This is a genomic window from Pseudomonas sp. 20-5 (assembly GCF_056782835.1).
Map to the genome: position 1 here is coordinate 4,777,890 of NZ_CM165584.1, position 22,814 is coordinate 4,800,703.

Genomic DNA, 22,814 nt, shown 5'->3' on the forward strand with positions numbered 1-22,814 from the left:
TCCTCGCTAGCGTCCAGGCATGAGGCGAATCCGCAGTTCGATCGGCTGCGGCATGTGTTCCGGCGGCGGCAGGCGCAACGAACGGTCCATCAGCGCGCGCCGCAGTTCATTCTCGATCGGCTCGGCGTCGCTGCGCAGGCAGGCGAGACGGACGATCCAGCCGCGTTCGTCGAGCCAGACCCGCAGGTCGATGTCGGTATTCGGCAACTGCCCCGCCGCGCGCCGCGACTCCAGGAAGGCCAGCAGCCGCGGCGCGGTTTCGGCGTCTTCGCCCAGGCGCTGCTGGACCTGCTCGCCGAGCCATGCGGCATAGGCGCCCCAGAGCCGCTGGCGTTCGTCGCGGAACCGCTCGGGCTCGCCGAACAGCCAACTGCGCAGGTGCCGCCAGCGGCTCGCGCGCGGCCCACGCCTGGCCTCCGGCGTGCCGCCCATCAGTGCAGTTCCGCCAGGGTCTTGCCGAGCAACGCGCCGTCGATGCTCAGGGTAGCGTTGTTCACCAGGCCATCCAGGTAGGCCTTGGCAATCTGCTCCTGGCGTTGCGCGCGCAGGCTTTCGCGCAGGCGACCACGGACCTCGTCGAGGGTGGCGAGGCGAGCGTCGCGACGCTCGGTCAGCTTGACCAGGTGGAAACCGTTGGCGCCCTGGATCGGCTCGGACACCGCGCCGACCTTCAGCCGTTCCAGCGCCGGACGGATCGCCGGCAGCAGTTGCGCCTGCGCCAGCAACCCACCGATGTCGCCGCCGTTGCGGGCGGTCTGCGGGTCGTCGGAATGCTTGCGCGCCAGTTCGGCGAAGTCGCCGTCCGCGGCCTGCCGGTAGAGTTCCTGGGCGCGCTTGCGCGCTTCGGCAAGCCCGCCGGCCGCAGAGGCGGCGATGAAGATCTGGCTGACCCGGTACAGCGCCGGTACAGCCAGTTGCGCCTTGTTCGCCTGGTAGGCGGCCTGCAGTTCGGCATCGCTGGGGTAGTCCTCGGGCACCGTGCTCACCGACTCCAGGTAGGTACGCAGGACGATCTGCCGCGCCGCCGCATCGATCAGCGTCTTCACCTGCGGACGCTGTTGCCAGTCCTGGGCGCTGGCCTGTTCGTAGAGCGCCTTCTCGGCCAGTCGCGCACGCATCCAGCGTTCCATCGCGTCGCGGTTCTCGCTCAACTGTGCGCGGGTTTCCGCCGGCACCTCGGCCAGCAGCGCCTTCAGTTCGTCCGGCGCCACCTGCAAGGCACCGAGGCGGGCCACCGCGGGTTCCGCGGCGGCGCTGGCAGATGGCTTGGCAAGCGCGGCCTGGGCCTGGCCCGCGCCGCCGTCCTCGCGCTGGCCACAGCCGGCGAGAACGGCAAGCGCGAACGCCAGGATGCCGCAACGAAATGCCGGCCGCATCGGCTCAGGCCTCGCCATCGACGGGTTGACCGGCATCCTGCGCCATGCCCTGCTGCTCCGCGGCCAGGCGGCTGTAGTCGCGCAGATAGGCGATGAACTCCTGCAGCAGGCGATCCCACAGTTCGATATGGCTACGCAGGTTGGCCAGGCTGACGCCGCCGGCGACGATCACGTCCATTTCCATCACCAGGAACTCGCCCTGCTGCGACAGGCGGCCGAAGCGCCGGCTGAGATTCCAGCGCTCGGTCAGCCCGGCGGGCAACTCGCCCTGCACGCGCAGGGCGCAGCTGAAGGTGAAGTCGAGGTAGCTCGCCGGCGTCGCCGCCGGATTGCCGAAGCGCACCGCGTAGCCGATTCCCTGGCTGGCACTGAGCAGTTGCACGACGCCGTTCTGCTCGCTGCGGTTGACCCGGTAGCCGGCGTCCTGCAAGGCCTCGGTCAGGCTGTCGACGGAAAGGTGTTCGATCAGGGTGATGTCGTTCATGTCCGGGTTCCTGGTTTGCTGTCGGATTTCACTGGGCGAGCGCCGCCTGGCGGTTCTCGACCTGGGTCTTGTAGAGGTCGTCGCCGAGCTTCTGCGCCATCTCTTCGAATTTCACCCGCGCACCGCTGGCGAACGGTTGGCGGATCTTCATCACCTCGGCGACGCTGACGTTCTCGTAGGCGCCGAGGATCTCCTTGGCCACGCCATACATCTCCCGATTCTTCGCGGTGCACTGCTGCAACTGCTGGTCGTGCTCGCGGAACGCCAGGTCGAGCTTCTGCCGCTCGGCCTCCTTGGCTCGCGCCATGACCAGCAACTCGTCGTAGGCCTGCTTGTACTTGCCCAGTTGCTCGTTGCTCGCCTCGACCATCTGCCGCGCCCGGTCGTGCAAGCCCTGTTGCTGGGCCGAGAGCTGCTCGGCCTGGCCCTTGGCCCGGGCCAGCTCGGCGCTCAGTTGCTTGACCTGGGCCAGCGCCGCATCGCGCTGGCTCTCCAGCGCAGCTTTCGCCGCGGCGGCCTGGGCCTGTTCGGTCTGCAGCGCCTGGAGTTGCTGGGTGGTGCTGCGCAACTGGGTGCGCAGGCGTTCCTCCAGGCTGTCGGCGTAGGCCGCCTGGCTGGCGTAGGCGGCGAAGGCGGCGCCGGCGAGCAGCGCCTGGGCCCAGATCGGTAATGAGAAAGGTCGCGTGTTCATGGTCTGCCTCTTCATGGTCTGCCTCGAGGAGCGCTCAGAAGCGCGTGTTGACCTCGAGTTGCAGGACGTCGATGGAGAACGGTGCGCCGTAGACCTCGTCGGAGCTGAGCCAGCGCGCGGTACCGTAGACGCGCTTGTCGAAGCCATAGCTGGCGCCGAGGATGTAGCCCTTGGCGTTGGTCCCGCCAAGGTGGAAGGTGGAATCGTTGAAACCGTCCGGCAGGGCATCCGGCTGGATGTACTTGTAGGCGGCGAAGACCTGCCAGTCGCCGGCGTCGCGCATGTCCAGGGCGTTGCCCAGGGTGAACTGGAGCATCCAGGCGTTCGCCCCGCTCTTGATGTCGCCGTCGGAGCCGAGGTTGTTGGCGATCTGCGCCACACCGCCGGCGCGCTTGCGCATGTCGCCCTCGTCGTAGCCCAGGTTGTGCACGTAGTTGCCGGCCACCCGCAGCTTGAAGTCGTTGGGTAGCTCGGCATCCCAGCCGAGGTTCAGGTCGAGCAGATTGAACTCCGAGGCCAGGCCGACGTACTGCGGGTTCGGCGTGTTCGCCGGGTCGGCCGGGTTGGGCACGATGTCGCGCAGGAGGAACACCGTGTTGCCCTTCTGCATGAAGGTCGGACGGCTGCCGTCGGTGTCACACTCCGGATCTCCGGCCCAGGGCCGGCAGGGGCTGGAACGCCGCCCTTCGATATCGTCGAAGCGGTAGTAGGCCAGCGCGCCGGTAAGGCTGTGCTGCGGGTTGATCTTCCAGGTGGCGCCCAGTTGCGCGCCGTAGAGCCACTTGTTGTCGCTGTCTTCCTTGTCGAAGCCGTTCGACGAGGCGGTGTCCGAGCTGTATTCCACAGGGAACGCGCCGACCGTGCCGAACAGCGCGACATCGCGGCTCAGCGGCTGGTTGAAGATCGCCGCCACGCCGTCGAAGTTGAGGTCGTTGGAATACAACAGGTCGGTGGACAGGAACGGATTGGCGATCCGCCCGCCGGTCAGGCTCAGGCGCTCGCTGGGCTTCCAGGTCAGGTAGCCCTGGTCGAGCCAGAGGTCCTTCTTGCCGAAGCCGCCGCCGAGGGTCTGGGTGGTCGACACCGGGTTGTTGTCCGAACCGGTGCCGATGCGGATGCCGGCGCTCCAGCTTTCCGACAGAGCCGCCTTGAGGCCGAAGCGCGCGCGCAGGCGCAGCAGGCTGTCGCGGTCCTCGCGGGTGTTGAGCAGCGGCGGCAGGCCCGAGCTGGTATTCGGGTTGACGTCATAGGGACCGTCGTCGTTGAGTTCGGCGAAGTCGGTGATCTGGTTGCTGTTGCCGTTGCCGAAGGAGCGCGACTCGTAGCGCAGGCGCACGTCGCCGTCGAAGCTGATGCGCGAGGCCCAGTCCGGGAAGGCGTTGGGCTGCGCCCAGTTCTCCGCCTTGGCCTGGGTCATTACCTCGGCCTTCACTTCGTCGCGGATCTGGTCGCGCACCACCTGCGGGATATAGGGTACGCGGACCTCCCCGGGGACCGCGGCGACGGCCGCCGCGGGCGCCACGGCCTGGCGCGCCTGCTGGGCCTGCAACGCCTCGGCCTCGGCCTGCCTGACCAGCGCATCGGCCTGTTCCTTCTTCAACACGCCCTGCTGTACCAACAGGCGGATCAGGTTGATCGTGGCGTTCTCCGAGGGCGCCGGCGGCTGGGCCTGCGCCTGGCCGGCCAGCGCGGCGAGCATGACGCCCATCCCCAGCGCCAGTCGGTTCACTTTCGCGTTCATCTGTGTACGGCTCCTAAGGTCCTTCAAGGCAGTCGCCTGCCGGAAATCATTCTGGGTTGGCGTCTTCTCATCCCGGCCGCTTGCCCTGCAGGGCGATGCGCACCGGCAGGGTCAGCGAAGCCGGCGGGCGTTCTTCCAGGCGGCCGGCGGCGCGCAGCGCGGCCAGCACCTTCTGGTCGGTCTCGGGGTCGCCGCTGGAGCGGGTCAGTTCGGCCCGGGTGATATCCCCCGAGGAACTCAGCCAGATCTCCGCCTGCAGGCGGAACGCCAGGTTGCGCAGCTCCGGGTTGTCCCGCAGCAGGCGCTGGAAGGCGTAGGCCAGGTACTGGCTATAGCTGGCGTTGCCGGCGCGACCGCCGCCGGAACCGGCCATCCCGCCGCCCTTGCCGGCGCCGATGTTGAAAGCGTCGGAGCCGGACTGGGCGTCGCCATCCATCTGCATCGGGTCGGCCAGGTCGTCGGCCGGCGACGGCGGCGCTTCCTCCTGCGGCTTGACCTCCTCCAGTTCGGGTTGCGGTTCCGGCTCGACGATCTTTTCCTCTTCCACCGGCTGCTCCGGTTCCGGCGGTTTTTCCGGCGGCGGCGGAGGCGGTGGCGGCAGCGGGATGATCGCCGGCACCTTGGGCGCCTCGCGGCGCACGCCGCTCATGTCGTTGGCCCACTCCCAGACCAGCCAGGCGAGGCCGGCGAGCAGCAGCGCGCCGAGGCCCCACTTGAGGTAGCGCAGGGTCGGGTTCGCCGGGCGGCCGTCGATGGACAGCGGCGCGGCATTTTTCGGCTCGGGGGTGTGCTTGGGATCGGCGGACATGTTCATCCCGGGCCTCAGGTCGGTTTGCCGGTGACCAGGCCGACCTGGGACAGCTCTAGGCGGCGCAGCAGGTCGAGGACCTCGATGACCTTCTGGTACTGCACCGTGGCGTCGCCGCGGACCACTACCGGGAAGTCGGGGTTGAGGGCCTTCTCCGTACGCAGGCGGTCCTCCAGCTCGGGCAGGGTCACCGGGTAGGCGTCGAGGAACACCTGGCCGGCGTCGTTCACCGAGATCGCCTTGGTCTTGGGCTGCGACAGCGCCACGGTGGCACTGGCCTTCGGCAGGTTGATCTGGATCCCGGCGACCTGGGCGGTGGCGGTGAGGATGAACATCACCAGCACCACCATCAGCACGTCCACCAGCGGGGTGATGTTGATGCTGTCGACGGCGCCGTCGTCGTCATCGTCGTGGCTGCTGTTCACGGAAGCCATGGCGTTCTCCTCAGGCCGGCAACGGCTGGCCGTTGCGACGATGGGCCACTTCGCTGAGCTGGCTTTCGCCATGCACCTCGGCGAGGCGGGTGACGAACTCGTCGACGAACACCCGCATGTCCGCGCTGACTTCCTTGTTCCGCGTGACCAGGCGGTTGTAGCCGAACAACGCGGGGATCGCGACGAACAGGCCCATGGCCGTGGCCAGCAGGGCGGCGGCCATGCCCGGGGCGATGGCATTGATGTTGACGTCGCCGGCCATGGCGGTGCCGAGGAACACCACCATGATCCCCAGCACGGTGCCGAGCAGGCCGATGTAGGGGCCGCCGGCGATGGCGTTGGACAGGCTCGACAGGCGCGAGCCGAGCTGCTGGTTCTCCTTGGTGCGCACGCCGTCCATGGAGGCGCGGATCGCCTCGATGGTGGCCGCGGAGACGGAAGAGGTGTCGGCGCCCTGCTCGCGGCGGGTGCGGATCTCCTTCACCGCCACCTGGTACAGGCGCCACAGCGAGGAGTGTTGCAGGCGGGCGGCCAGCTCGCGGTCGTCGGCGAGCAGTTCCAGGCGCGTGCCGACCTCGGCGAAGCGCTCGCGGAACAGCCCGTTGGCGCGACTGACACGGCCGACGTTCTGGTTCTTGCGGTACATGATGACCCACGACTGGACCATCATCAGCGCCAGGATCGCGATGATCACCCAGGCATCCAGCGGCACTGCGTTGAGCAGGAAGCCGAGCTTGCCGAAGCCGAAGCCGGACTGCTTCTCGTCGACCCCGTAGGCCACCAGGCGCGACTCGGCGCCCTGGGCGGTGGCGTCGGCGAGGAGCAGCGCCGCCGGGCGGGCGATCTTCGACAGGCGCAACTCGTCGATGGCGCCCTGGAAGGGTTGCAGGGTCGGCGCCGCGGCGCTCGCCTCACCTTCCCCGCTTGCCGCTTCGGTGGCGACCGCAGGCGCGGCCTGGCCTTCCGCGCCGATGGCGATCGCACCGCTGAACGCCGGCAGCGCCGCCGCCAGGCTGGCGACTTCGCGCCCCCCGAGATACAGCGCCAGCCGGGTACCGTCGGCGACCAGCGCCAGATGCTGCCATTGCCCCTGCGCCAGGGCCTGGCTGGCGGCAGCGCGCTGACCGTTCAGCTCGACGAAGGGCGCGCCCTGGGCCAGGCCGACCAACAGGGCGTTGCCGCCTTCGCGGCGCGACAGCAGGACCTGTTCACCGGCCAGTTGGTCGGGACGCACCCAGCCGCTGAAGCTGAAGGTGCCACCGGCGCTCACCGCCAGCGATGGGCTGGCCGGCAGCAGCAGCGGCTGGCCCAGCAGTTGCGCGGAGCGACCGATGACGCCCTCCACCGGACTGCCGGCGGCGGTCTGCGCATTGTTGGCGTAGGCGGTGGAGTCCCGCGGCGGAGTGCCCGGCGCACCGTCGAAGTGATAGACCAGGGTGTAGTCCGGGTCGAACACCGACTGGCCGTTGCCGCTCTCCGGCGCCTTGGCGTTGCCGTAGTACATCCAGATGTCCTGGCGCTGGCCACCCTCCACCCGCGGCACGTCGACCCAGATCAGGGCCATGCCCATCAGCGGGTCGAAGCTCTCGACCTGGTGGCGCAACACGGTCTTGTCGTCGGCGGCGACGAAGCGGATGTCCGAGCCGTTCTCGTTGACCCCGTCGAAGGTGAAGTTGCCGGTATGCAGGCGCACCAGCAACGGCAGGCGACCGAGACTCTCGTTGATCGCCGCGCCTTGCGGGGTGGTATCGACCGAGACCTGCTTGCGGTACTGCCAGTCGTCCTGCCACCAGGCACTGGCGCTGGCCGGGGCCAGCAGGCCCAGGCAGATCAGCGATGTCAGCAATAAGCGATACATGTGGGGTTACTCCGGGGTCAGCGTCAGAAGCTCGCCTGCACGCTGAAATGCAGGCGCGAGTCGTGTTTGTCGGTGTTCGTCCCTTCCAGCAGCGGGAAGGCCCAGTCGAGGCTGCCGGACAGCCAGTCGGCGAGTTGCGCGCGGGTGCCGATGCCGACGCTGGCCAGGCTGAAGTCGTCGTCCTGTTCGGGCAGCGCATCCTGCAGGCGCAGTTGCGCGCCCTCGGCGAACACGTAGAAGCGCCAGTCGTTGACGTAGCCGCCGGCGCGCTTGCCGAGGAAGCGTCCGAGGGACGGCGTACGCCATTCCTGGGAGAGCAGGTAGCCGTCGTCGGCGGTGTTCTCCGCCGCCAGGTAGCCACGCACGCTGGTGGCACCGCCGGCGGCGAACTGTTCGTTGGAAATCAGCGGCCCGGAGGCGAGCTGGAAGGCCGCCTTGGTCGCCACCTGCCAGTCGCCGCCGAAGGTCAGGGTGTGGTTGAGATCGCCCTTGAGCACGCCGAAGCCGGACTTGGCGCGATAACGCTTGCGGTCGAATTCCTCGTCGTCGTCGCCGTAGCCGAGGAGACTGCCGGTACCGGCCACCAGGCTCAGGCCAAGGGCCAACTGGGAACGTTCGGTGTAGCGGAAACCGTTGTAGCCGAGGGTCAGCGGGGCGTACTTGATCGGCACCCTGTCGTTGTTGCCGCCGATCCGGGTCTGTTCCTCGAAGTCCTTGAAGTCGACGCCGAAGGAGAACGAGTGCGACCAGAGGCCGGTGACCGGCAGGCTGTAGATCGCCGCCACGCCGTAGGAGTGGCCCTGGCCGACCACATTCATGCTGCCCACCGTGGCCACGTCGCTGTCGGACTGGTAGCCGGACAACTGCACGCTCCAGCGCTGGCTCAGCGGCGCGGTATAGGAGCCGGACCAGACCTTGGCGTTGTCCTGGTCCTGCGGCGCGGTGAAATAGGTCAGCGAGATGGCGTGGCCGAGTTGCCAGAGGTTGTCGTAGCCCAGCGAAACCACCGAGCGCAAGTGACGGGTGTCGGCGCTGTAGTCGTTGTTCAGGCCGATGCTGGCGTGCCAGGGATTCTTGTCTTCCACCTGCAGGTCGACGTCCATGGTGCCGGGCCGCTGGCCCTCGCGCACCATCGGCAGCACCTGGCGGCCGGGGGTGCGGTTGACCTGCGCCAGCTCGCGCTGGACCTGGGCGAAGTCGGGCACCTTGCCCTCCTCCAGGGCCGGCACTTCCTCGCGCAACTCCACCGGCGAATAGTGCTTGGCGCCGACCACCCGGACGCGACCGACAGTGGTCTCGGTGACCTGCAGGTAGACCACCCCGCCGCTCACCTGCTGCTCCGGCAGCTCGACGTAGACCGACTGGTAGCCCTTCTCTTGGTAGGCGGCCTGCAGCGCATCGCGCGCCCCCTCGATGTCGCCCAGGCTGCGCTGCGGTCCGAGGAAGGGATACACCGCCGCCTCGATGGCGCGGTTGTCCAGCACGGTGTTGCCGCGTACCACGTACTCGTTGATGTCCACCAGACGCTGGGTCTCGGCTCCCGCCGCGGCGGGAGGGGCCTCGTCGGCCAGCGAAGCGCACGACAATGCGACAGCCAGGCAACCGATCGACCAGCGCTGGCGAAACGGGTGCGCACAATTGAACAGCGAACGCTTCACACGGTCCCCCGAAGTTCCATCGGGACTTATTGTTCTAATGCAACAAGTCCGTTCATCGAACAGTTCTGTGAAAGACAACAAACTAGCGGCGACGCATGAACAACCTGTTAAAAACGGCGCCCGCCCTTATGAAATCTCGTTCTTTTCTATTTTCACTTTCGTGCTAGATATTCAGCCGTCGCGCTCCGCCATGGCGCGCTTGCCATGTATGCAACAAGGCGAAGTTCAGGGAGAACTCCGGCATCTGCATGAGATCCCCGGAAATCACTTCCCCGATAATCCTGCCTATTATCCTTACCGCCTCCGCGCTGTTCAGCAGGACGGTTATATCGCTGACGAAAACCGGAAAATTCCAGATCTTCTGCTTCATTTCCAGGCCGACGAACCAGCGATACAGCAGGTTGTAGTTCAACTGCTCGTACAACTGCTGCTCGCTGGGAATCGCGTACAGCAGTTGCAGCAGCAGCGCGTGGATCAGCGGCTCCGGGGCCAACTGCATGCCATGTTCGCGGGCGAGCGCCGAGAGGACTTTCGCCTCTTCGACAAGGAGACTTTCTATTTGCGGTTTCAGCAACGCCAGGGAATGTCCCGGTGGTATATAGCTGGACACTTCCTTGAGCGCACCCTGCCAATCTTCCTGGGACACTATCCAGACCCATGGCGCCCCATATCGATAAACCGATACCGGTTTCTTGCGTGCGGCTTCGACGATCTTCGATAGGCGCTGGTCAAGTTCCTGCATACCGACTTTCGAGTAACTTTCCATCAATACTCACCGTCCTTCGCCGTATTCACCGGAGTGACCACGGCCGTTAGCGGATACTGTTCTCTTGTTTCAGAGCGGAACGCGTCTTTCTCGAACGACACGCTCATTTCCAGCAACCGGTCAGCGCAACCGGGAAATGGCCGATTCCTTTCGTTCCCGTCCCTGCCTTTCACCACTGAATTCCGTTTTCCTCATTCACACCTGTTTGACGGCAACCCCGCCGCACCACCGAACTTTTGTCATGAAAACTTCATGCGGCCGGCCATTCGCGCGCCGCCGGCGGGGACGAACGGGCATTCACCCGAGAATCGACCAGCGCCTCGGAAGTTCGCCGAAAAAAAGGCCCTCCGTGGGGAGGGCCTGGCGGGTATCGTGCCTCCGCGGCGGTGCCCTACAGGATCAGGTTGCCGCGCTCTTCATCGGTCAATTGGCTGCGCGCCTGTTCGCCGAGGGCTCCGGCGCCGAGCACCTGCACGGCGCTGTCCGGGTTGTAGCCCGGCGAACGACTGGCGCCGTCGCGCGAAGGCTCCAGGCGCTCGTTGCCGAACCCGAGCACCTGCACCGTGATCACCGACGGCATGCGCTGCCGCGCGGCGGCCTGCTGCTGGCGACTGACGTCCTCCGCCGCCTGGGTCGCGGAACTCGCCGCGGCGCTGGCGGAGGTCAACGCACCGGTATTCACCGAAGCCACCAGCGGAATGCCGCTGGACTGGCCCTGGGTCTGGATGTTCGCCGCGTTGACCACCTGCAGCGCCGCCACGTTGACGTTGCCGGAGACCCGGATGCCCGCCTCGCCGGCGTCGATGGTGCCGAGCGGGGCGATCAGGTCGATGTCGCCCGGCGCCACTTCGGGAATCGGGTTGAGGGTGGCGATACCGGCGCCGGTGCTGGGCACCTGCGGCGACAGGCTGACGTTGCCCCAGGCGTCGTAGATGCGCCGCGGCGGGGTGTACACCACGGTGGTCTGGGAACCGCGACCGGCGTTGATGTCGCCTTCCGCCGACCAGGCCAATATGCTGCCGCCGAAGGTGGTCATGATGCGGCTCTGGCCGAGCAGGATGCTGTCCCGCGAGTAGGCCTGGATATCGCCCTGGCCCTGGGTGACGATGCCTGCGGTAGACGGCGGCGCCTCGCCCTCGATACCGAACACCTGGCGCCCGCCGGGGCTGAGCAACTGGATGTCGCCGCCGAAGTCGGTGTGCACGCCGGCACCGCCATACATGACGATATCGCCTTCGTAGCTGATCGGATTGCCCGCCGGATCGCGCTCGGGGAACAGCGCGGCGATCGCGTTGCGCCCACGCAGGTAGCTACCCTGGCGTACCCCGCCGACTTCGTTGTACTCGCGGCCGCCGGCCCTGAGTTCGGCGAAGTACACCTGGCGGGCGAAGATCCGCTGCTGCTCGGCGGGCAGGCCGGCGAAGAACGCCTGGGCCTGTTCCGCGTCGCCGGCGAAGCCGAAGCGCTCGTTCAACCACTTGGCCAACTCGCTTTCGTAGGTCCTGACCACCTTGCCCGGCTGCTCGGCCAACGGGGTGCCGCCCTGCGCCAGGTTGGCCGGATCCAGGTAGCGCTCGAGGAAGGCCTGATAGTCGGCCCCCGCCGCGCCGGCCTGGAGCACGATATCGGCACCCGGCCGGCTGTCGCCCGGCACCACCGCGCCGAGACTGGTGATCGCCGCGCGATCCTCCATGAGAATGTTGCGCCCGGCGCTGATCTCCAGGGTACCGGGGCCGGCGACGTTGAAGTTGCCGTAGAGGATGTCGCGGCCGGCCTGGACCAGCGAGAGGTCGTTGGGGTCGTCGTGGACGAAGAGGTTGCCGGTGAACGAGGCATCCGTACTGATCTGACTGGGAGCGCTGATACGCTGTCCCAATGGGGTTCCGGAGGCTACGATGTCGCGCCCGGCGCGCATCCAGACGGGACCCGCACCTTCATACCAGGTTTGCCCGGCGCGGTTCCCCGCCTGCTCGCCGAAACGAATCTGCGCACCGCTATTGAGCCCGACGATATCTCCTGTCAACGCATAGAAACGCGCCGGTTGCAGATCGCGCGCCAAGCTCGCAGCGCTATCGGGGCCGAAGTAGAACAGAGGCAATCCGCCAATGACGGCCGGATTCCCGTCCGGACTGCCGTTGCCGGCTATCGGGTTGAGCAGCGCGGCATCGGAGTAGCCGGCAAATGCCGGCGTCCAGATCGATGGCAGGTTCGCAGGATCGGCACCTGAGCGTTGCACCGAATAGCCACCGGCATAAATGGAGTCTCCAGCCAGCAACTCCAGTTCACCGTTGAGCGACGGTGCCAGTAACAAGGAGTAGGGAGTGGTCGAGACATTCAGGCTCACGCCTCCCATGTAACCGCTGGAAGGACCGAGATAGATACTTCCTTCCGGGGCCGCCGCACGTACTATCGATGGATAGATGAATCGCCCATCGCTAGGCGACAGGTTTCGGCCTGCCATGGGAATAGCGTTGGTTGCCTCGACCAATTGGGTGCTGGGCGTCAGGTTGCCGCCCGCCGCAAACAGATCGATCGAGGTGTGTGCAGTCCAGAGACTGAACCAAGCGATCCCGCCCCCTTGGTAGACGCTGCCATCGGGAGCCGTGAAGCCAACGGTATTCGGCACCCCCACCCTACCGGGATCAGTCACCCCGCCCAGGACCAGGTCGCCACGGGTTTCCAGACGCATGCCAGTATCTCCGGCCACCAGGGTGAGGCCGCCCGTGGAGCTAGCCAGCGTCGGGCTGAACGCATCCCTGCTGCGCACTTCGGCGGGGTCCCGCAGTAGAGTGTCGTAGCGAGGATCAATGCCTCCCAGCGCACCACTGTACAAGCTCGCGGAACCGCGCAGATTGATGAGGGCCCCCTGCAGATCGTGAATGGTGCCGCCGCTGTAAAGACCGTCAAACCCCGAACTCGAGTAGGTCTGGGTAGCCCGCGCCTCCCGGCTCGGGTTCACCTCCCCGCCAATTCTCACATTCAGGTCACCGCCGCCGCCAAGTTGCAGCGCGCCGTCGGAGGTGAGCCGGCCAGTGCCGGCAACCGCCAAGACCAGTCCCTGGCTGCGCGGATTAAGGTTACCGGACGAAGGTATCGAACCATCTCCGCGTGGCGCGATATTGCCGGCATCACCTCCGGTTCGCATGCTGAGATTGCCGCCTCCCAGAGTGCCGAAACCGGTGAAGCCGACCAGATAGGGAGCATCTCCCTCCGCGCCACGCACATAGCTGCCGAAATTGACCCACCAGGCCGTCGGCACTCCTTCCCTATCGGCGCTGCCCTGGCGCCAGAGCCAGTTGCCGACTGCAGCGCTGGGGGGCAAGGGGCGAATGGGATCGCTACTTGTCAGTTTCTCGGCCCATTGATCGCCAACCACATCACCGCCAACGGCGATATCGAGGTTGCCGCCATGTTCCGGATACCAGGCCTGGTACTGGCTGGTTGAGAGCACTTCGTAATCCGCGCCACCGGCGCCCAGTACCGACCCATTGAACAGACCGCGAGGCTGATTGAATCCCGTCGCGACATCGGCGGCCTGCGTTCCGGCGGTATAGACGCCGTACGGCGACCATTGCGTAAGGTTACCGGCACTGGCCAGGTCAAGATCGCCAGTGCCGGTGCGCAGCACACTGAACAACTGGTTCTGCGGTGTGACCACGGTTTTGCCGAGATTCTCGATACACAGGGACGGATCGACACTGCACCACCACAGATCGCCCTCGCCGATCGCCGTACCAGCAGGCATGCCCAGGTAATTGCCGGGCGCCCAGGTCCAGCGGGGAGGCTCGGCACAATACGGCCCCAGCCCGCAGATCCATTCATTGCTCTCGTCGACCGGAGTTCCCGGGGTGATCCCCCAGTCGGTAGCCTGATCGGTGAACACCAGCCCTCCCGAGCTCTGTTCGATCTTCGCCTGATAGTGCGTATCGGCCAGGTTCAGGCTGGCCGAGGAGTCCGGACGCACCAGACGGTTGTCGGCAGCCGCGAGATCGGCACCGGCGACCAGGCGCATGGACCAGGACTGGCTACCGGCCGGCAGCATCTCGGCCAATGCCCAGTTGCGTCCCTGGCGGACACCGTCGCTGGGCCGCAACTCGATGAAAGGCGCATCGCCAGCCAGTACCACCTCGGTCTGCGAAGGGATCAGAGAACCACGTGCCAAGGCCAGCTCTCCATTGAGCAGCAGGACATTGGGTCTGCTTGGCCCCTCGCGCAGGATGCTCGGCAAGGGCACGCCCGCAGGCCAGGTCATCGCCTGCACGCTGGCCGGTGCAGCCAGCAGGGTACCGGCACCCAGCCGGCTGCCGACCTCCAGCGTCACCCCGTCGCGCAGCAGGCTGCCCGCGGCGTACAGCAGGTTGCCGGCGGCATCGTGGATGTCCGCTACCAGCACGCTGCCGGCGGCCAGGGTATAGGGCTGTTCGAGTACCGCCTCGGTGGCCAGACGGGTGCCGGCGGCCAGGGTGGTGCCCTTGATCGGCAGGTCGTAGTTGAGGGTGCGGCCGCCGAGGAACGCGGTACCGTCGCCGAGCACCACGCCCGGGCCGGGAACCACCAGGTCGCCACCGAACGGCTGCACTCCCGGGGTGAGGATCCAGCCCTTGTCGTCCGGCGAGTCCGGCGGCGGCGCGAAGCCGTCGTTGATACTGCCGTAGAGGTTCAGGTCACCGCCGGCGCGCAGCACCAGCGCGCCGACCTCGCCGGAACCGTAGACCTCGGTCAGCGGCGTGTTCGGATTGAGGCTGGCGTAGCGGTAGCCGGACAGATCGAGATCGCCCTGCACCACCAGATCGCCGTCCGCCGTTGCGCTGACGATCTCCACCCCTGGACGCAGGTGGAAAGCATCCGCGTAGGTGGCATTGGTCAGTCCGGCCAGCTTGCCGTCGAGCAACTCGCGGTTGGCCAGCGCCGCGGCGATGAACGCGCTGCTCTCGGCATGCCGCGCATCGAGGTAAGCCTGGTCGATCACCTGGTAGGGCCGCCCGCCGGCCGCCGGATCGTTGCCCCAGCGCGCATCGTCGTAACGCTGCACCGCGTTCAGGGCGATGCTGCCGGCGCCGCGGATGTCCAGCGCGCCGCTGGCATCGATGGCGATGTCGCCGGCGCTGACCCCGCCCAGGCGTGGCGCGTTCAACTCCAACGTGCCACGGGCGACGCCATCAACCTGTTCCGCTGGCGCCGCGGTGCCATGGCGCAGGTCGATGCGCGCGCCGCCGGCCAGGACCAAGGTGCCGCTGCCGGAACTCAGCTCGACCATCGCCCGGTTCGGGCTGTCGATGATCTGCCCGTAGCTGTCGCGCCGCAGCAGGCTCCCATGCGCATCCAGCAGCGCGTTGCCGCCCAGGCTCAGGCCGCGGCCACCGGCCAGGCGGATCTCGCCGACCTGCGCGCCGCTGGCGTCCACCGTTCCGCTCACGCCGAGCTGGCCATTGTCGAGGGACACCTCGATGCGATGCGCCTTCAGGCCGTCGCCGATCTGCAGGTCGCCTTGCTTGAGCTGGAAGCGCCGCGCGCCGAAGACCTCGCCCTGGTTCAGGCGCTGGTTCAAGGCGGTGAACTGCTCGCTCAGGCTGCCGCCGTCGCCCAGGCGCTGGGCGCGGATCTCCAGCTCGCCACCGAGGAACGGCACGCGGGTGCCGCCGGCATCGTAGTCGCCGCTGGCGCCACCCAGTATGCGGCCCTGCAGGTCCACCACCCCGGCGTCCTCGGCCAACGCCACGGCGCTCAGGGTACCGCCGCGGTTGTTGCGCGCCGACAGGTCGATCAGCGAACCGGCGGCCTGGCGAATGTCGCCGGCGCGACTGCTCAGCAGCAGGTCGCCACCCCAACTGTATTTATCCACATCGTTGAAGCTGGCCTTGCGTCCGGCCAGGTCGATGCGCGCGCCATCGCCCAGCTCCAGGTCGTCTTCGGCGCTCAGGCTCAGCTTGCCGCTGGGTAGCGAGACCGCGCTATCCAGGCGGATCTCGCGGGCGCTGAGGGACAACTCGGCACCAAGCCCGGCGGTGCCGCTGTCGAAGGTCACCGCGGCAGCGCCCGCCGGCGCCGCCAGGCTGAGGCTACCGCCGCTGCTGATCCGACTCAGCGAGCCGGCCTCGCCGGTCAGCAACGGCGTGCTCAGACGCAGGTCGCCGCCACTGTAGCGCAGGCCTTCGCCGGCGACGTAGCCGTCCAGGCGCTGGTAGACCCGCAAGCTGCCCTTGTGGTTGGCGCTGATCCGCTCGCTGGCGTTCAGTTGCACCTCGGCGAAGCCCAGCGCCAGGCGCGCCTCGTCGGTCTCGCCGGCCGGCTGGGTATTCGCGCCGTAGCCCAGGGTGATGCGCTCGGCATCCACCCGCAGGGTTCCGCTACCGCTACCGGCGCCGCCGGCGACCGGTCCTGCGGCCGGCTGGCTGGAGCCGCTCCAGACCAGGCTGGCGGTGCGAATGCTGGCGACATCCTCGCCGGTGCCATGGCCGTAGATGGCCGGGGTGCCCAGCACCAGGTTGGCCAGGCTGGATTTGCCGGTGGCCGGGTCGTAGGTGTCGAGGCTGACGCTACCGTACATGTTGACCGCATCGCGAGCGCTGAGGATCAGGTTTTCCAGGGCCGGAATACCCGCCCCGCGCTCGCCGCGCAGCAGGCGCTGGAGCACCGTCTGGTCCAGCGCCAGGCCGTTCGGCAACACGCCGCGAGCGGCCGCGTCGGCCAGCGACTGGCTGGAGCCGATATTGATCGTACTCAGCGCCAGGCTGAGATTGCGTGTCCCGTAACGAACGTTGTCGCCAAACGTCACCGTACCATTGGTGGCGATACCCAGAGTGCCCTCCGAATAGAGTTCGGTGTCGGCGCAGCCCGCCCCTTCCGCACAACCTCCGAGACGAACCGGTAACGAGCTATCCGCTGCGGGTGCCAGCAGGTTCAGCCATCCGTTGGACAAGAGCAGCAGGTTACGGCCGCCGGGTTGATAGATGAAACCATCGGACGAATCGTATGCAGTCTTGCCTTTCCCCAGAGTGCTGATGCCACTCCCGCCTTCAAGGGTGATATCCCTGCCAATGATCACCTCCGGTGCGGAAAGGTGCGCGCCCTTTCGCAGCACAACGGGAAAGAGCCGGTTGCTCCCGCCGAACTGGACGAAGTTTCCTTGCTCGCCGTATTCGACGTAGGGCAGCGTGCCAATGGCGATACGGCTGGCGCCTATTGCATTCAGATCGTCCGCAACCAACGACACGCCAGCGAAATCGGAGTCGGGCAGCCCACCTTCAGGCAGAATCTCGACGCCCGCCTCGGCATCCACGATGAGGCTGCCGCCATATCCGCTTTCTTCCGGCGTGAAGTCGACCTTCCCCTCGAAGCTCAGGGCGTTTTCCCGAAGCTCCTCATCCGCGCGCAATCCCAGGTAGAGGGATCTGGCATCCACTGGCAACATCGCTCTGGGGATGTTCTTGCGCGCGGCATCGGCGCGAATGAAATCCGCATAGCTCATTTCGTTGTACTGCGAGTAGCGGCGCAGCGTATCGGCGGAAGACAGGATGACCTGACGGCTCAGACTGTCGCGGATGGACGTGCCGGCAATCGACAACTGCCCGGACGTCGCCCAGGAGCCATTGCGCAACCCCTGCGTCGCCATGGGCGCGCCTTGCCCCGCCAGACCGTTGATCTCGACGCGGAAAGCGCCCGGCAACAGGGCATAGGTCGAAGGCAGCAAGGTGTAGGTACCGGCGGCCAGGCCGGGAACGCCATCCCCGATGGTGACCTGTTGCCCGACCAACGGCTGGATGGCGCCCGCCTCGCCGCCCAATGGCGCACTAACGGCCTGGTGTCCAGGCACGATGGCATACACCGGGTTGCTGGACAGCTCCGGCAGACGGAACCCATCATTGTCCTGCTGCACCAGGGGATGAAAACGCGCATCGGTCGAACCCCCTCTGCCGGAGATGAATCCAGCCCCCGCGAGTTCGCCGCCGCCGGACAGGTCCAGCCGCGCGCCCTGTTGCACATCGACCTCGCTGGCATAAAGGCCGACTCCCGCAACCAGTGTCCCAGCAGCGAGAGCGCCCCCGGCACCGGTCAGTTGAATGGGGACCTGGTTGACCAGATAGTTGATCCCATCGGTCGTGCCTCCATAGGGCATAACCAGCTCAGCGCCGCTGACCGAGGTCAGGCTACCCGGCAACAACCTTACCGTGCCCGGGGCACGATCCAGATTGCTGCCGAACTGGATGAGCCCCAGCGGCGCACGCACCACGCCACCCTGCTCGATATTCGATGCCATGAACGCCAGACTGCCGAATACCGACAGCGGAGTGTCCGGCAAGGACTCGCCGCTACGTTCGATAGCCAAATGCCGTTCGGCATCGAAGACGGCCTGCCCCCTCTCATCCAGTCCATACCCGGCATAGAGGGTCGAACTCGCTCCCGTCACCGGATAGAGTTGGGCCGCAGTCAGTTGCAGATCGCCGTGGGTTATCAAGCGCCCCGACGGATCGCCATTCTCTGGATAGTCGCCAGCGAAACGCAGGTCGCCCTCGCTGCGCAGCGTTACCTTCTCGAAACCTGGTCGCTGATAGCGGACAGCCTCTGCGTTGACCCCATTGATCACCCCGTCGCTACCGAATGACAAGCGCCCGGCGATATCCAGCAGGCGCCCGGCAGAAACCTGCAAGCGAACCTGCTCCGCTGTCGCGGTCGGCCCGTACGTGAGACGCGGACGAAACTCGCCAGAGGCCTGCTGCCCATACATCCCGATGCCGGAAAGGCGGACATAGGGCGCCTGCAACTTCACCTCGCTCGGCCCGCCACCTGTGGCGGCTATCGTCCCCGCGTACAGATTCAGGCTGCGCCCCATCGCAAGATCGATGTTCCCCTCGAACGACAGCGGACCGTTGCTGAACAACGAAAGTTGGTCGAATCCGCCGCCCGTCAGCGACTGAGTCCCAACTCGGCTCTGGCCATAGCGCAGAGCCGAATCGTCCATTCCCGGTTGCAGCAAGGTCGGTAATCCCGAATCGGCGTGCCCTGCCGTCAGGATCAGCTCACGCATGGCCAATACCCGGTCATCCACGACAGTAAAACCTTGGTACAGGGGAGCGTCCGCAATGATCTCCAGGCTGCCGCCCGCCGCTCCCGAGCCGCCGGCTGCGGCGCGCAACGAGCCGTCTAGATACAGCCCATTGTAGGAACTGAGAGCGATGCGCCCGCCGTCGCCGGCCAGCAAAACCCTTCCCAGTCCCGGTACATCCAGCTGTGCCTGGCTGCCGGAGGCCTCCAGTCGTGCACCGGGGCGTACGATGACGAACGCATCCGCCGAGGTCGCGATCGCCTTGCCCGGATCGATCTCGCCGCCGATGACGATGCTGCCGCCGGACTGCACTTCTCCATAGCGGCGACCGCGCCCATCCAAGGCAGTGACAGCGCGGCCGGCAACATCCAGCAATGCCTGCTCTCCAATCCAGATGGAGCGAGCATGGGGCTGGCCTTGCGCCTTGGGCTGATTGTCCTGGGTAACGTCGAGCGCGCCGAACTGCTGCTGGCGCACGTCGATGCGTCCGCCCCAAGCGTTCAGAATGCCATCCAAGGTGATCTGTCCGGGACCGCGCAGGACGATGGCGCGCCCCGGATCGACCTCGACCAGCGAACCGCGCCCCAGCTCCAGCGTCTGGCTGGCGGGATCGAGCTGCCCGAGGATATTGCCGTCGCCGCCTGCCTGCAGGTACAGGTCCGCCCCTTCGCGTTGGACCAAGCGTCCGGCCAAGGCATCCTCTAGGTACAGCGGCGGTATCCAGGCCTCCAGCGCCTCTCGCGGCGCCTCGCCAGCCGCGACCTCGCCGGCCCCGCTGGCGAAACGGTAGACCGGCCGCGCGACCCGCACCTGGGCATCCTCGGCTACCGTCAATCCGGAGCGACCGACCACCCGGTAGCTGGCGAAGCCCTGCTGGAAGAAATCTTCGGCCAGTTGCAGGCTGCCATCCCCGAGGTCGCCGCCGCCGATCCGCACCTTGCCGCTCTGCAGCGATAGCGTGCCGGCGCCACTCGTGCCGAGACCATTCAATGTGCCGCCCAACTGCAATTGGCCATCGCTGGCCTGCGCCAGCCCGGCACTGGCGTGCAAGGCGATGTCGCCGCCGCGTCCGCCCAGTCGTTTGCCGTCGGCCAGCAGCGCCGCCCCGGACGACACGTCGAGCAGACTGCCCTGTCCCAGGCTCAGGTCGCCGCCGCTGCGCAGGGAAATCCGTCCGCCGTCGCGGTAGACCAACGTATCGTTGTCCTCCGGCGCCAGCAGCAGGTTGCTCCACAAGCCGCTGGCATCCAGTCGTACACCATCGCCCACGCGCAAGATGCCGGCTTCGCGGCCGGCATCGACGAAACCATCGATCGTCCCGTTCGGGGAAATCTGCGCCAGTACGTTGCCGGCCTGCAGGCTGCCGCCATGAGCGGTGATGTCGGCGTCGATCGCCACGTCTTTGGCGAACAGGATCGCCTCGCCGCCATTGGCCAGGGTCAGCGCGCTGTCGACGCGGATGCTCTCGCCGGCCGCCACCTTCAGGCCGCCCAGCTGGAAGCCGTTGAGCAGTTCGCTGTCCAGGCTCAGGCGGCCCTGGCGCTCGGCGGCCACCGGAGCGTCCAGGGTCGGCTCCTCGGCCGCCACCTCGCCGGCACCGATGACCACCTGCTTGAGGCTGCCGGCATCGGCGCCGAGAGCGTACTCCAGCAGGCCGCTGCTCTTCACGTAGTAGGGGGTGTAGCGCCCGACGACCAGCTGCGCGCCGCGCGCCACGGCATTCTGCGACTGGTTGTAGCCGTCCAGGCCGGCCTGTGGCGCTTCGGTCTGCCGCTCGCCGCGATAGGTATCGCCGACCACCTGGCCGTCGAGCCGCGCATTGGCGCTGCCGATCACCAGACTGCCGGCGTCGCGGCCAACGCTGTAGCCGTTCTCGTAGCGCTGGGTCGGCGCGATCAGCGGATTGTAGAAATAACGGGTCTGGTCCCAGCGCTCGCTGTGTGCCTCGTAGCCGCGGTAGATGCCGTCGTAGAGCAGGTCACCCGGCGCCGAGCCGAGTTCGTAGAGGCGTCCGTCCGAGCCCTTCAGCCAGGTCTGGCGGATGTAGCCGCCCTGCACATCGAGGGTTCCGCCGGACAGGTTGATCTGTGAACCGGCCTGGGTCACCACGTCGTTGCCGGTGAAACTGACGATGCCGCCCTGGGCCATCCACTCGCCCGCCGAGTGGCCCTGGGTGCCCAGGTAGCCACCGACCTCCAGCAGGCCGCCAGCGGTGTACCAGCGGTCGCTGGCATAGCCGTTGGTGCCGGCAGGCACCCGTACCAGGTCGCGCACGTCGACCCACACGTCCTGGCTGTTCAGACCGCCGCCCTCGCGGTTGACCGAGGCGTCGCGCTGCTCGTTGCCGCGCACGTTGACCTTGATGCTGTTGGTCTCCATCGCCACCTGCACGCCTTGCGCGCCGGAGACATCGATCACCGCGCCGTCGCGCAGCAGCGCGCGCTGGCCAGCGTTGACCGCCACCTGGCCACCGCTGGCGAGGGTGATGGAGCCGTCGCGGAAATCGACGCTGCCGGCGGAGTCGATCTCCACCCGCGACAGGTCGCGGCGGTCGTCGTCGCCCCGACTGACGGCGGCACTGGAGCCGTTCAACGGCTTGAGCAAGGCCTCGCGCTGGCTGTCGAGGGCGGCGCTGCCGCTGCTATCCACCAGGATGGCGCTGGTGGCACCTTCGGCCAGGGTGATCCGCTCGCTGGCCTTCAGGTGCAGGGTGCCGCGGCTGTCCACCGAACTGCTGGAAAGCAATACGCCGGCCTGCTCCACCTCGCGGCCGCTGAGGCTGATATCGCCGGTGGCGGCCTGCACCAGGCCGCTGTTGCGCACCCGGCCGGCACTGCTGTCGGCGGCGAAGCCCGGCAGCACCTCGTTACCGCGGGTGGTGGAGGTCAGGTTGCCGTCGGTGCCCTGGCCACGGCGGATGACGAAGCTGTCGCCGGCGGACAGGACCGTCTGCCCCTTCGGTGTGACGATGCTGCCGGCGTTGTCCACCTCGCTGCCGAGCAGCAGGACGTAGCCGCCGCCCCTGGTCGAGCCGGACGGCGCTGCCGTACGCAACTGTGCCCCCTGCTCCACGCGCACGGCGCCGGCCGCGTCGGTGAAGGTCGGACGGCTGCCGGCGTTGTCGTAGTAGAGGCCGCGCTGACGGAACTGTTCGTCCGAGATGTTCGCCGCCGCCACCGTCAGGTTGCGCACGTCCACCTGGCTGCTGCCGGAAAACACCACGCCGTTGCGGTTGACCAGCATCACCGTGCCGTCGGCCTTGATCTGCCCCTGGATCTGGCTGGGCCGCGCGCTGGGGTCGTTGACCCGGTTGAGCAGCGCCCAGTCGGCGTTCTGCTGGAAGTCCACGGTGGTGTTGCGGCCGACGTTGAAGGTTTCCCAGTTGAGCACCGCCTTGTCGGCGGTCTGCTCGATGCTCACCGTGGTCTTGCCGGCGGCCTGGGTCTGCACCGGTCCCTTGGCGTTCTGCCAGGCCTGCTCGAACGGCAGCGAGGCGTCGACCTTGAGGCCGCCCTCGCCGAGCCCGTCCGGAACATCCTGCGGGAGGTTCAGCGCCGCCTGGCGTCCGGCGGCCTGGGCGGCCTGCTGGGCGGCAATGGCGGCGACGGTGTTGTTCAGGTTGGCCATCGAACGCTGCAACTGCTGGTTGACCCGCTGCTGCTGCGCCAGCGGCGGCGGCGCCCCCGGCAACTGCGCTCCCGGTCGCGGCGCCCCGGCAGCGCCGCCCTGAGCCGCGCCCTTGGCGGCGAACCAGGCGGCGCTGAACGGCTGCCCGGCGGCCTGGGCGCCCCCTGCGACCAGCAGCAGGGCGATGGCCTGGGCCAGCGGCTTCAGGCGCGGCGCGTAAAGCGCGCGGGAGGAACGGGCGGACGACGGCGAACGGGACGGCATGGCGAAGGGGTCCTTGAGCATGAAGTCGGTCGGGCGCCCGCAACGACGCCCGTTACTGGTAGAC

Annotated in this window: 11 protein-coding genes; all 11 read right to left on the reverse strand. The window is 67.3% G+C overall.

Annotated features, from left to right (window positions below):
- Nucleotides 1-6 precede the first annotated feature (6 nt).
- Nucleotides 7-432, reverse strand: coding sequence for a hypothetical protein (locus AC1RB9_RS22110; RefSeq protein WP_003455027.1), 426 nt, complete (start codon nt 430-432; stop codon nt 7-9).
- Nucleotides 432-1,376 carry a peptidylprolyl isomerase gene (locus AC1RB9_RS22115; protein WP_003098445.1) on the reverse strand — a complete coding sequence of 315 codons (945 nt, stop codon included), beginning with the start codon at nt 1,374-1,376 and terminating at the stop codon, nt 432-434. The genes AC1RB9_RS22110 and AC1RB9_RS22115 overlap by 1 nt, the downstream gene beginning before the upstream one ends.
- 4 nt (nt 1,377-1,380) lie before the next feature.
- Entirely contained in the window at nt 1,381-1,860 is a 480-nt protein-coding gene (locus tag AC1RB9_RS22120) for a YbjN domain-containing protein (protein WP_003455030.1), read from the reverse strand.
- Nucleotides 1,861-1,888: 28 nt separating this feature from the next.
- Entirely contained in the window at nt 1,889-2,551 is a 663-nt protein-coding gene (locus AC1RB9_RS22125) for a hypothetical protein (protein WP_003455032.1), read from the reverse strand.
- A gap of 34 nt (nt 2,552-2,585) precedes the next feature.
- Nucleotides 2,586-4,292: a putative porin gene (locus AC1RB9_RS22130; protein WP_003455035.1), complete on the reverse strand. Its 1,707-nt coding sequence runs from the start codon at nt 4,290-4,292 to the stop codon at nt 2,586-2,588.
- A gap of 67 nt (nt 4,293-4,359) precedes the next feature.
- Complete coding sequence (locus tag AC1RB9_RS22135) at nt 4,360-5,106, reverse strand: energy transducer TonB family protein (RefSeq protein WP_003098450.1); 747 nt, start codon at nt 5,104-5,106, stop codon at nt 4,360-4,362.
- Between the two features lie 8 nt (nt 5,107-5,114).
- Nucleotides 5,115-5,534 carry an ExbD/TolR family protein gene (locus AC1RB9_RS22140; RefSeq protein ID WP_003085366.1) on the reverse strand — a complete coding sequence of 140 codons (420 nt, stop codon included), beginning with the start codon at nt 5,532-5,534 and terminating at the stop codon, nt 5,115-5,117.
- Nucleotides 5,535-5,544: 10 nt separating this feature from the next.
- Nucleotides 5,545-7,392, reverse strand: a complete 1,848-nt coding sequence (locus tag AC1RB9_RS22145; protein ID WP_003085365.1) for a DUF2341 domain-containing protein — start codon at nt 7,390-7,392, stop codon at nt 5,545-5,547.
- Between the two features lie 23 nt (nt 7,393-7,415).
- Nucleotides 7,416-9,050, reverse strand: a complete 1,635-nt coding sequence (locus tag AC1RB9_RS22150) for a ShlB/FhaC/HecB family hemolysin secretion/activation protein (RefSeq protein WP_003116531.1) — start codon at nt 9,048-9,050, stop codon at nt 7,416-7,418.
- Nucleotides 9,051-9,213: 163 nt separating this feature from the next.
- A complete protein-coding gene (locus AC1RB9_RS22155; protein WP_003116532.1) occupies nt 9,214-9,816 on the reverse strand; it encodes a transposase in 603 nt (200 codons plus the stop codon).
- Nucleotides 9,817-10,207: 391 nt separating this feature from the next.
- Nucleotides 10,208-22,750, reverse strand: a complete 12,543-nt coding sequence (locus tag AC1RB9_RS22160; RefSeq protein ID WP_034060745.1) for a filamentous hemagglutinin family protein — start codon at nt 22,748-22,750, stop codon at nt 10,208-10,210.
- Nucleotides 22,751-22,814: the final 64 nt, after the last annotated feature.

What these genes read in the sequence shown, in the direction of transcription:
- AC1RB9_RS22110 (WP_003455027.1), bottom strand. Translation starts at nt 432, where the DNA reads ATGGGCGGCACGCCGGAGGCCAGGCGTGGGCCGCGCGCGAGCCGCTGG.
- AC1RB9_RS22115 (WP_003098445.1), bottom strand. Translation starts at nt 1,376, where the DNA reads ATGCGGCCGGCATTTCGTTGCGGCATCCTGGCGTTCGCGCTTGCCGTT.
- AC1RB9_RS22120 (WP_003455030.1), bottom strand. Translation starts at nt 1,860, where the DNA reads ATGAACGACATCACCCTGATCGAACACCTTTCCGTCGACAGCCTGACC.
- AC1RB9_RS22125 (WP_003455032.1), bottom strand. Translation starts at nt 2,551, where the DNA reads ATGAACACGCGACCTTTCTCATTACCGATCTGGGCCCAGGCGCTGCTC.
- AC1RB9_RS22130 (WP_003455035.1), bottom strand. Translation starts at nt 4,292, where the DNA reads ATGAACGCGAAAGTGAACCGACTGGCGCTGGGGATGGGCGTCATGCTC.
- AC1RB9_RS22135 (WP_003098450.1), bottom strand. Translation starts at nt 5,106, where the DNA reads ATGAACATGTCCGCCGATCCCAAGCACACCCCCGAGCCGAAAAATGCC.
- AC1RB9_RS22140 (WP_003085366.1), bottom strand. Translation starts at nt 5,534, where the DNA reads ATGGCTTCCGTGAACAGCAGCCACGACGATGACGACGACGGCGCCGTC.
- AC1RB9_RS22145 (WP_003085365.1), bottom strand. Translation starts at nt 7,392, where the DNA reads ATGTATCGCTTATTGCTGACATCGCTGATCTGCCTGGGCCTGCTGGCC.
- AC1RB9_RS22155 (WP_003116532.1), bottom strand. Translation starts at nt 9,816, where the DNA reads ATGGAAAGTTACTCGAAAGTCGGTATGCAGGAACTTGACCAGCGCCTA.
- AC1RB9_RS22160 (WP_034060745.1), bottom strand. Translation starts at nt 22,750, where the DNA reads ATGCCGTCCCGTTCGCCGTCGTCCGCCCGTTCCTCCCGCGCGCTTTAC.